8 protein-coding genes are annotated in these 10,098 nt (G+C 71.7%); 2 read left to right on the top strand and 6 right to left on the bottom strand.

From position 1 onward, the window contains the following. Positions 1-115: 115 nt before the first annotated feature. Genes ACIQOV_RS11825 through ACIQOV_RS11800 form a run of 6 tightly spaced genes read right to left on the bottom strand, consistent with a single transcriptional unit; the run spans position 116 to position 5,323 of the window. Entirely contained in the window at positions 116-1,255 is a 1,140-nt protein-coding gene (locus ACIQOV_RS11825) for an acyl-CoA dehydrogenase family protein (RefSeq protein ID WP_380550365.1), read from the bottom strand. Positions 1,256-1,285: 30 nt separating this feature from the next. Continuing rightward, entirely contained in the window at positions 1,286-1,660 is a 375-nt protein-coding gene (locus ACIQOV_RS11820) for an ectoine synthase (RefSeq protein ID WP_380550362.1), read from the bottom strand. 12 nt (positions 1,661-1,672) lie between these two features. Next, positions 1,673-2,476 carry a tryptophan synthase subunit alpha gene (gene trpA, locus ACIQOV_RS11815; RefSeq protein WP_401047662.1) on the bottom strand — a complete coding sequence of 268 codons (804 nt, stop codon included), beginning with the start codon at positions 2,474-2,476 and terminating at the stop codon, positions 1,673-1,675. Continuing rightward, entirely contained in the window at positions 2,473-3,528 is a 1,056-nt protein-coding gene (locus ACIQOV_RS11810; RefSeq protein ID WP_401047659.1) for an anthranilate phosphoribosyltransferase, read from the bottom strand. The genes trpA and ACIQOV_RS11810 overlap by 4 nt, the downstream gene beginning before the upstream one ends. Before the next feature lie 2 nt (positions 3,529-3,530). Beyond that, positions 3,531-3,794: an acyl carrier protein gene (locus ACIQOV_RS11805; protein WP_359908886.1), complete on the bottom strand. Its 264-nt coding sequence runs from the start codon at positions 3,792-3,794 to the stop codon at positions 3,531-3,533. Continuing rightward, a complete protein-coding gene (locus ACIQOV_RS11800) occupies positions 3,791-5,323 on the bottom strand; it encodes an AMP-binding protein (protein WP_401047656.1) in 1,533 nt (510 codons plus the stop codon). Before ACIQOV_RS11800 ends, ACIQOV_RS11805 begins: the two co-directional genes overlap by 4 nt. Before the next feature lie 437 nt (positions 5,324-5,760). On the opposite strand from ACIQOV_RS11800, the gene ACIQOV_RS11795 reads away from it, so the two are divergent. Both ACIQOV_RS11795 and ACIQOV_RS11790 read left to right on the top strand, forming a co-directional pair. Next, complete coding sequence (locus ACIQOV_RS11795; RefSeq protein ID WP_401047653.1) at positions 5,761-7,527, top strand: condensation domain-containing protein; 1,767 nt, start codon at positions 5,761-5,763, stop codon at positions 7,525-7,527. Between the two features lie 155 nt (positions 7,528-7,682). Continuing rightward, on the top strand, positions 7,683-10,098 hold a 2,416-nt coding region (locus ACIQOV_RS11790), incomplete at its 3' end, for a condensation domain-containing protein (protein WP_401047650.1).

Genomic DNA, 10,098 nt, shown 5'->3' with positions numbered 1-10,098 from the left:
CCGTGCGACCCCCCGGTATGCCGTGCCACAGGCCGACCAGGTCGGCTCCGGCCCTGTCGAGCGAGGCCACGTCCCCGGCCGAGGCGGCTCCGCAGATCTTGACCAGCATCAGGCGTCACAGCCCCAACATGGCGGCGACGCGGTTGCGTTGGATCTCCGAGGTGCCCGAGTAGATCGGGCCGGCGACCGCGTCGCGCACGTCCTTCTCCAGCCCGTACTCGGCCAGGTACCCGCTGCCGCCGAAGATCTGCACGGCGGCCAGTGCGGAGGAGAGGTTGCTCTCGCTGGCGACGAGCTTGCTGACGGCGATGTCCCTCGTGACGTTCTCGCCCTCCGTCAGCCGAACCGCCGTGTCGTAGAGCCATTTCCGTGCGGTGTCCAGGCCGATGCCCATGTCCACGAGCTTGTGGGAGATCGACTGGTACGAGCCGATCGGATGGCCGAACTGGACGCGCTCCTTGGCGTACTCGACGCAGCGGTCGAGCCGGTACCGCATCTGCCCGGTGTTGATGACGAAGGAGCAGAGGATCTCCCACTTCATCACGTGGTCCAGGACCAGGAACCCGGATCCGACCCGGCCGATCACGGCGGACGCCGGGACCCTGCAGTCGTCGAAGTGCAGTTCACCCAGCGGAGCGGTCCGCAGCCCCATGGTGGCGACGGGTGGCCCGACGACGAGCCCCGGGGTGTCCCGCTCCACGACGAAGGCGGTGATGCCGAGCGGGCCGCCGTTCGGGTGGGTGCGCGCGTAGACCACGAACACGTCGGCCACCGGGCCGTTGGTGATGAAGGACTTGCCGCCCCGCAGCACGAAGCCGTCGTCCTCGCGGGTGGCCGTGGTCCTCATCGCCAGCGCGTCGGAGCCGCTCTCGGTCTCGCTGATCGCGTGCGCCCCGATCGTCTCTCCCGAGCAGATCCCCGGCAGGTAACGCGCCTTGAGCTCCGGTGAGCCGAACCGTTGCAGCGGGACCCCGGCGCCGACCAGGTGGGTGGCGACCGAGAAGTTCAGTCCGCCGTCACGGCATCCGGTCCCGAGCTGTTCGAGCACGTGCATGGTGGTGAGCAGATCCTGGCCCAGCCCGCCCCACCGCTCGTCGAACGGCAGGCCGAGGATTCCGGACCTCCGGATCAGCTTCCACTTGTCCCACGGGAAGGCGCCTTCGGCGTCCCCTTCGAGATGGCCCGAGCTGAGTTCCTCGCACCACTGGGCGATCCCCTCGCCCAGGGCGATCTGGTCGGCGTTCCACCTGATCATCTGTCGGTCCCGTCAGTCCTGTCGGTCCTGTTAGTACTCGGAGAAATCGGCTGAGTCCAGGTTGTGGCGTTCGTCGCCGCGCAGCGCGGGCGAGAACACGCAGACCAGGCGGAGGTCCTCGTCCTGGCTCGCGATCAGGAAGTGGGCGTCGTGCCGGTCGAGCGCGTACAGCGTGCCCGGCTCGATCGGGTGGGACGTGCCGTCGGCGTCCACGACCTCGCCCGTTCCCTCGATGCAGTAGCAGGCCTCCAGGTGGCGGCGGTACTCCAGCCTCGACTTGGTGCCGGCGCGGACGGTGGTGTCCGTCATCGTGTAGCCCAGGCCGTCGGATTCGAGAAGGAACCTGCGGCTGAGCCCGTTGCCCCAGTCCACGGTCTTCGCTTCGTCAAGGCGTCGGACGATCATCGGGTGTGCCTCCTAGTGGTTGGCTGAACACGGCGAAAGGGTGTGCACGAAGGTGTGGAACTCCTCGACCACGTCGGCCCCTTCGGCGAGGGCCTGTTCGATCCGGGCGACCCCGGCGCTGCCCACGACCGCGGCGTCGGCGCCGAGGTCGTGCAGCAGGGCGATGTCCGCCCCGGAGCGGACGCCGAATCCGACGGCGATCGGCACGGCGGTCGCCGTCCGCAGTTCGGTCAGCGCGGCGGCCAGCTCCCGGCGGTCGGCCGTGAGCCTGCCGCCGCTGCGGCCGTAGTGGGCCACCAGGTACAGGTACGCGGTGGCGCACTCGGCGGCCGCGGCCTTCACCTCGGCCGTCGACGCGGCGTAGCAGGTGGCGACCATGGGCAGCCCCGCCTCCCGCACCGCTTCGAGGCAGCCGGCCCGTAGCCGCGGTGGCAGGCCGTGGACCAGCAGCCCGTGGACGCCCGAGTCGGCGACCCGCCGCACGAAGCCGGGCACGGTCAGGTCCCTGACCGTGTGGCTCCAGTCGGCCAGCAGGGCCACCCGCAGGTGGCGCAGCCGGGGCAGGATCCCGCCGAGGAAGTCGAGCACCTCGTCGAGTCCGCCGCCGTCGGCCAGGGCCCGCTGCGCCGATCGGCGGATGACGGGCCCGTCGGTGACCGAGTGGGGAAAGGGCACCGCCAGCTCCAGGCAGTCCACCCGGCAGTCGTCGAGCATCCGCATGACGTCGGCCAGTACGGGCAGCGGCGGGTCTCCGGCGTTGAGGAACATCGCCAGGCCGGGCCGGTCCGGCGGCCGGTGTGCGAAGAACCCGCTCACCGCGCACGCGCCGTGGCCGCCGTGCGGCGCGCCGGTCGGGCACGGAGGCGCTCGACGAGCTCGCGGGCGGCGCCGCCGCGCAGGGCGTCATCGGCCGCCCCGATCGCCTCCGGCCACCCGTCGATCAGCCCGCTCGCGACGGCCAGCGCGGCGGCGTTCAGGCGGACGGTCCGCGTCGCGAGACCCGTCCCCTCCCCGGAGAGCACGCCGAGGAAGTGGTCGACCACGTCCTCGCCCCTTCCGGCCGGCCGCAGTCCGGCGATCGCGTCGGTCCCGGTCCCGGTCCCGGTCCCCGGAGCCTCGGCCGGCAGCCGGATGCCGTCGGTGCCGTCATTGGTGAGGACGACGTTGTCGACGGAACTGACGAGCTCGTCGATGCCCAGCTCGTTGGAGCACAGCCAGATCCTCCGGCCGGCGACGGTGGCGGCGACATCGCCCAGAGTCGGCACCAGCGAACGGTCCGAGACGCCGACGAGCTGGGCGGAGACCGGCACCGCGGCCAGGAAGGGGCCGACGGAGTTGATGAATCCGCCGATCATCCGCAGGTCCATCGGCACGATGCTCCGGGCCAGCAGCGCGACCTCCCGCGGATAGACGAAGTTCCCCGGGAACGCGATCCCGAAGCGTTCCAGCAGGTCCTCGGTCTGCTCGTACGAGGTGGTCCTTCCGATGCCGAGACGGTCGAGCAGATCGTGGGAGCCACAGCTGCTCGTATAGGCGCGGGACCCCGTCTTGACGATGCGCACGCCCAGGGCCGCGGCGACGAACGCCGCCGCGGTGGAGATGTTGAACGTGGCCGGCCCGCCTCCGGTGCCGACGATGTTGGCCGCGCCGTCCAGCCGCGCGGGGACGGCCGGCCGCCGCTCGTCCAGCGAGCGGAGCATCGCGACCAGCGTGTCCCGATCGGGCATCCGGGTGGACAGCGAGGACAGCAGCGCCACCGTCTCGCCGGACCGCAGCGCGCCGTCGCGCAGCTGGTCCCAGAAGGACCCCCACAGCTCCTGGTCGACGGTGCGGTCCCGGTCGATCAGCGCTCGCAGTACCTCGTGCATGACTAGTGGGAGTCCGTCCGGTGCGGCTGGGCCTCCTCGATGAACCTGCTGATCGAGGCGACGGAGCGGAAGCTGTCCGGGTCGAGGTCGAACTCCTCGACGCGCAGGTCGAAGCGGTCCTCGAGCCAGGCGATCGTCTTGAGCAGGCCGAGGCTGTCGATGACCCCGCCGTCCACGAGGTCGTAGTCGGAGTCCAGCTCGTGCGCGCCGACGTCCGGCAGGAACTCCTCGATGATGAACCGGGTGACTGTCGCGGCGTGCTTCACGTGGCCGTTCCTTCGCTGGACTGGGACTGGGACTGGAGTTGGGACGGGGAGCAGGTGCGCTCGATGGGCGTGCGGTCGATCTTTCCGGTGGACGTCCTGGGCAGCGGGTCGTCCACGATCAGCAGGGTCGAGGGGACCGCGGTGAGCGGAAGCCGTTGTGCGCAGTGCCGGCGCAGTGCCAGCGAGTTCAGCCGACTGTCCGGGGCGCGACGGACCACGCTCCGCAGCAGGCGGCCGGCCACCGGGTCGGGCACGGCCAGCACGGCCGCCTCGACCACGTCGGGATGGTCGAGCAGCACCTGTTCGACCTCATGGGTGTTGACCCGCACGCCGCGGACCTTGACCTGGTGGTCGTTCCGGCCTTCCAGGGTGATGCGGCCGTCCCGCTCGCGCCGCACGAGGTCGCCGCTGCGGAAGTAGCGCCGTGTCTCCCCTGCGTGGCGGTGGGTCGCGAACCGGTCGGCGTTCTGGTCCCGGTCCAGGTAGCCGGCGGTCTGGAACGGCGTCGCGACATGGAGCTCGCCGGTTCCCGGCCCGGTCACGATCCCGCCGTCGGCATCGACGATCACCGCGTGGACGCCGGGCAGCGGGCGCCCGATCGGCACCGGGCCGTCCGCCGGCTCGGTGCCGTCGACCTCGTGCAGGAAGCTGTCGTTGGTCTCGGTGCAGCCGTAGACGTTGTAGAGCCGCGCGCCGGTGAACAGACGCGGCAGTTCGGCCAGGCAGCGGGCGGGCAGGCTGTCACCGGTGAAGACGACGTGCTCGACCGTGTCGAGCCGCCGGCCGCTCGCCGCGGCCGCGTCGACCAGCAGCCGGTAGAACATCGGTACCGCCTGGACGAGTTGGACCTGGTGGCGGGAGACGAGGTCCAGCAGGTGGCCCGGGTGGGTGGCCCGGGCCGGATCGACCAGGACGACGCGGCCGCCGTACTTGAGCGTGGTCCAGATGTCCAGCAGGCACAGGTCGAAGGTGAGCGGGGCGTAGTTGAGGACCGTGGTCCCCCGACGGATGCCGAACCGCTCGCCGGCCCAGGTGGTGAAGCGGTCCACCGCCCCCGTACTCAGCGGCACGATCTTCGGCCGCCCGGTGGAACCGGAGGTGGTGAACATGAAGGAGATGTCGGCGGGCTCCGTATCGCGCGGCGCCCTCGGTTCCGCAGGCCGGTCCACGGTGCCCGGTCCGGGCGCCGGGGCGCTGTCCGGCGTCAGGACGTGCCGGATTCCGGCCCGCTCCACCAGCGCGTGGGACGTTCCCCCCTCCGGCGTGGGCGCCGGCAGCAGCAGAAAGCGCCGCCCTTCGAGCAGGCAGGCGAGCACCAGGGCGATCGTCGAGGGCGACTTGGCGGCCGGGATGCCGATCGGCTCGTGCTCGTCCGGGGCGAGCCGGCTGATCCGGACGCGCTCCCGCTCTGCCAGTCGGTGGAGTTCACCGTAGGTCGTCTCTTCTCCGCGCCACACCAACGCCGGATCACCGGGGTGGCCGGTGGCGTGCGAGACGAATGAACCCACCAGGCTCTGCTGCTGCGTCATGCCTTCTCCGAGTTCATGCAAACGAAGTGGGTTCATATTCAACGGATGAGTTCATGCAACGGGTTCACCGATCTCATTCGGAACAATGAGGGGGTCGGCACGAAAGGGGCTCACCCGGCCGTCCACCTGGTGAAGGAAGAATTATCACGTGGCGCCCGCCCACGGAAGTGGGTTGGTCGACCGGAGTCATGACGGCACGTCAGAGACTGTTTCGCGGCCGGTCGCGCCGATGCTAGCCGTCGAGCGTGTTCGATCTACATAAGGAATCCGGTGGACTGGCGTAAAGATTGTCTTGATGCCTGCAACCCCGTTTCCTGTCTTGCGGAGTGAGACGGGAGCTGCCTACTATCCGCCGTACTGATCGCGATGTAGCGAATCGGCGAGGGGATTTCCGGGGCGTTCGAGCGTTCCCGATCGCCGTGAAAGGTGGATCCGTCATGCCTGGCTCCGATCGGCGCGCGCACGCTCCGACCCTGTTGTCCTTCGCCCAGCAACGGCTGTGGTTCCTCGACCGGCTGCGGCCGGGCCGGCCGGACCACAACGTCCCGACCGCGGTTCGCCTGCGCGGCCGGCTGGACCAGGGCGCGCTCGTCCGGGCGCTGACCGAAGTCGTGCGGCGCCACGAGGTGTTGCGCGGCAGGATCGTCGACACCGACGACGGCCCGCGCCACGTCACGGACCCGGTCGAGACCTTCGTGCCGACGATCACCGATCTGACGCACGCCCCGGCGGAGCAGGCCCGGCAGCGGGTCCGGGAGCTGGTGGCCGCCGATCCGGCGACCCCGTTCGACCTCGGGACCGCTCCGATGCTGCGGGCCCGGCTGATCCGCACCGCCCCGGACGACCATCTGCTGCTCCTGGTGATCCACCACATCGCCTGTGACGGCTGGTCGTTGTCGGTGCTGTGGCAGGAGATCTCCGCCGGATACGGTGCCGCCGTCGAAGGCCGGCCGATCGCCCTGGCGGACCTTCCCGTCCAGTACGCCGATTTCGCGGACTGGCAACGGGGCCACCAGGACGGAACGGCGCTGAAGGACCAACTCGCCTACTGGCGCGATCACTTGGCCGACCTGAGCCCGTCGGTGCTCCCGACGGACCGGGCCCGCCCCGCGGTGTGGTCGGGCCGGGGCGACCAGGTCGAGATCGAGATCCCCACCGAACTCGCCGACCGCATCCGCGCACTGGGGCGCGCCCACGAGGTCACGCCGTTCATGACGCTGCTGGCCGCCTTCCAGGTCCTGCTCGCGCGCTGCACGGGACAGGCCGACGTGACGGTGGGGACGCCGATCTCCGGACGGACCCGGATCGAGCTGGAGCCGCTGATCGGCTTCTTCGTCAACACGCTCGTCCTGCGCACCGACCTGTCCGGCGACCCCGGCTTCACCGACGTGCTCGCCCGGGTACGGCGGTGCGCGGTGGAGGCCTACGCCCACCAGGACGTCCCCTTCGAACGGCTGGTGCAGGAGCTGCGGCCCGAACGCGATCTCGGCCAGCACCCCCTGTTCACCGTCATGTTCCAGCTGGAGGATCCGCCGGCGCTCCCGTCCGGCCTCCCGGGGATCGAGGTGAGCGACCATCGGATACCGAACGAGGTGGCGAAGTTCGACATCGAGGTCTCCCTGACGGACCGCGGAGACCGCATCACCGGTGTCATCCGCTACGCCACCGACCTCTTCGACCGCGACACGGTGCGGCGGCTCTCCGAGGGTTTCGAGGCGCTGCTCGACCAGCTCGTCGGCAGTCCCGAACGGCCGATATCGGCGTGGGAGACCCCTCCCGGCCTCCGTGCGAGCCGTTCCGCCCCCGCCACTCCCGCCGTGCCGCCCGCGGCCCCGCAGTCCGATGCCGACCGGGCCGGCGCTCCCGTCGCGAGGACCGCGACCGAGACCGAGCTTCTCGTGCTGGAGACCTGGGCCGAGGTGCTCGGTGCCGCCCCGGACGACGTGCACGGCGACTTCTTCGAGCTGGGCGGCCATTCGCTCCTCGCGTCGAAGATCATGTCCCGACTCGGCCGGGCACTCGACCTCGAACTGCCGGTCACCCTGCTGTTCTTCCACCCGACCGTCGCCGAACTCGCCGACGCCGTCGACGCGGCGTTGCTGGCGGACCTCGGCGCCGCCGAAGCGGAACCGCGCCCCGCCGAATCCGCACCACTTACCGCCGAAGCCGAACCGCTCCCCGCCGGAAAGGCCCGTCACCCGTGAAGGCACCGCACAGTCGATCCGAGCCCGGCCGACCGACCGGCTCCACTCCGGCCACGACCCGGGCCCTGCTGGACCAACGCGTCCGCGCGGCCCGGAGCAGGGCCGCCGAGGGCGAGCCGGGGGACGCGGTCCCACGCCGCCCGGTGGGCGCGCAGGTGACCTCGTTCACCCAGGAACGCATGTGGCTGATCGAGCGGCTGTCCAACGGCCCCGCGATGTACAACGTCCACGAGGTCTTCCGGCTGCACGGCCCGCTGGACGTGGCCGCCCTCGGCCACAGCCTCACCGAGCTGGTGCGGCGCCACGAAGTCCTGCGCACCGCCTTCCCCGAGCAGGACGGGCGCCCCGTCCCCTCGGTCGAGCCGGCCCGGCCGCTCGACCTGCCCGTCACGGACCTCCGGGCCGAGCCCGCGGACCGCCGGACGCAGCTGGTCCTCGATCTCGTCCACGCCGAGATCCTGCGCCCGTTCGACCTGGCCACCGCGCCGCTGCTGCGCGCGGCACTGCTGCGGGTCGACGAGGACGAACACGTCCTGGTGGTGGTCGTCCACCACATCGCGGTCGACGGCTGGTCGATGCCGCTGCTGTGGGACGACCTGTCGGCGATGTACCGGAGCCGGCTGGAAGGCCGCGAGCACGAGCTGCCGCCCTTGCGGATCCAGTACGCGGACTTCGCCCACTGGCAGCGGGCCCGCCTCTCCGGCGAACGCCTGCAGCGCCAACTGGACTACTGGAGCGCACAGCTGTCCGGGCTGTCGCCGCTGGACCTGCCCACCGACCGCCCGCGCGGACCGGTCCGCGCGGGCCGGGGCGAGCGGATCACCTTCACCGTGCCCGAGGAACTGGCCGGGCGGTTGCGGCTGCTGGGCCGGCGGCACGGCGCGACGATGTTCATGACGCTGCTCGCCGCGTTCCAGGTCCTGCTCGCCCGCTACAGCGGGCAGTCGGACGTGGCGGTCGGCACCCCGGTCGCGGGCCGCACCCGTCCGGAACTCGACCCGCTGGTGGGCTCGTTCATCAACACCGTGGTCATCCGCACCGACCTCGCGGGCGACCCGAGCTTCGCCGAGCTGCTCGATCGGGTCCGCCGGACCGCCGCGGACGCCTACGCGCACCAGGACGTGCCGTTCGAACGGCTGGTGCAGGAGCTGCGGCCGGCCCGCGGTCTCGACCGCAACCCGCTGTTCCAGGTGATGTTCGCCGGCCTGTCCGACCCGACCGCCTCCCTCCGGCTGGTGGGGACGGAGGTCGAACGGATCGAGGTCGACAACGGCACGGCCAAGGTCGACCTCAGCCTGGTGATCGCCGACGGGCCGGCCGGCCCGGGCGGGACGACCGGGACCGTGGCCTTCGACACCGATCTGTTCGACCGCGCGAGCGTGGAGCGCCTGGTCGGCCACTACCTCCGGCTGCTGGACGCCGCGTCCGGCGATCCCGACCGTCCCGTCTCGCGCCTGGAGCTGCTCACCGAGGCCGAACGCGAGGCGCTGCTGGTGGCCGCCAACGCCACCGACGAACCCTTTCCCGCGGACCTCTGCGTGCACGAGCTGGTCGAGGAGCGGGCCCGGCGGACCCCCGACGCGGTGGCGGTCCGCTGCGGCGCCGAGCGGCTGACCTACCGGGAACTCGACCGCCGGGCCAACCGGTTGGCCCGGCACCTGCGAGCCCGGGGAGCCCGGCCGGAACGCCTGGTCGGCGTCTGCCTGCCGCGCTCGGCGGACCTGGTCGTGGCCCTGCTGGCCGTCCTCAAGTCGGGCGCCGCCTACCTGCCGCTGGACCCGGACCTCCCGGCACGGCGCATGTCGTTCATGCTCGCCGACGCCGACGTGCCGCTGCTGCTCACCCAGGACTCCCTGGCCGACCGGCTCCCGAGCCACGGCGCCGCCACGGTGCGGATGGACACCGAGGCCCGGGTCATCGCGGCCCAGCCGGAGGACCCGCTGCCACCGCTCGCGACGCCCGCCAACCTGGCGTACTCGATCTACACCTCCGGTTCGACCGGCCGCCCCAAGGCCGTGCTGGTCCCGCACGAGGGCGTGGTCAACTACCTGGTGGTCCGCGGCCGGCAGCTGGACCTCGGCGGGGACGACGTCGTCGCCTCGGTGGCCTCGATCTCCTTCGACGTCATCGTCCCCCAGGTGCTCATGCCCCTGGCCTGGGGCGCGAGCGTGGTGATCGCCCCGTCGGAGGTCGCGGTCGACGGCCCGCGCCTGACGGAGATGATGCGCGAGTTCGGCGTCACCACGCTCATGGCCACACCCGCCACCTGGCTCCTGCTGCTGGACGGCGGATGGCAGGGCGGCCGGTTCCAGGCGATCTGCGTGGGCGAACCGCTCCAGCCCGCCCTGGCCCGGCGGCTCCTCGACCGGGTCTCCACGCTGTGGAACGGCTACGGTCCCACCGAGGCGTCCGTCGGCTGTGTCACCCGGCGCGTGGACGCCGAACGGGACCTGGCCCGGCCGGGCGGGTCCGTGCCGATCGGCCGGCCGCTCGGCAACCTCCGGATCCACCTGCTGGACCCGGCGGGCGCCCCGGTGCCCGTCGGCGTACCGGGGGAGATCCACATCGGTG

The organism is Kitasatospora sp. NPDC091257 (genome assembly GCF_044757675.1).
Lineage (GTDB): Bacteria > Actinomycetota > Actinomycetes > Streptomycetales > Streptomycetaceae > Kitasatospora > Kitasatospora lactacystinica.
Note: the sequence above shows the minus strand (reverse complement) of the source record. Positions and strands in the feature narration are given on the sequence as shown.

Coding starts and splice junctions, on each gene's coding strand:
- ACIQOV_RS11800 (WP_401047656.1), bottom strand. CDS start 5,323: ATGACGCAGCAGCAGAGCCTGGTGGGTTCATTCGTCTCGCACGCCACC.
- ACIQOV_RS11810 (WP_401047659.1), bottom strand. CDS start 3,528: ATGCACGAGGTACTGCGAGCGCTGATCGACCGGGACCGCACCGTCGAC.
- ACIQOV_RS11795 (WP_401047653.1), top strand. CDS start 5,761: ATGCCTGGCTCCGATCGGCGCGCGCACGCTCCGACCCTGTTGTCCTTC.
- ACIQOV_RS11820 (WP_380550362.1), bottom strand. CDS start 1,660: ATGATCGTCCGACGCCTTGACGAAGCGAAGACCGTGGACTGGGGCAAC.
- ACIQOV_RS11825 (WP_380550365.1), bottom strand. CDS start 1,255: ATGATCAGGTGGAACGCCGACCAGATCGCCCTGGGCGAGGGGATCGCC.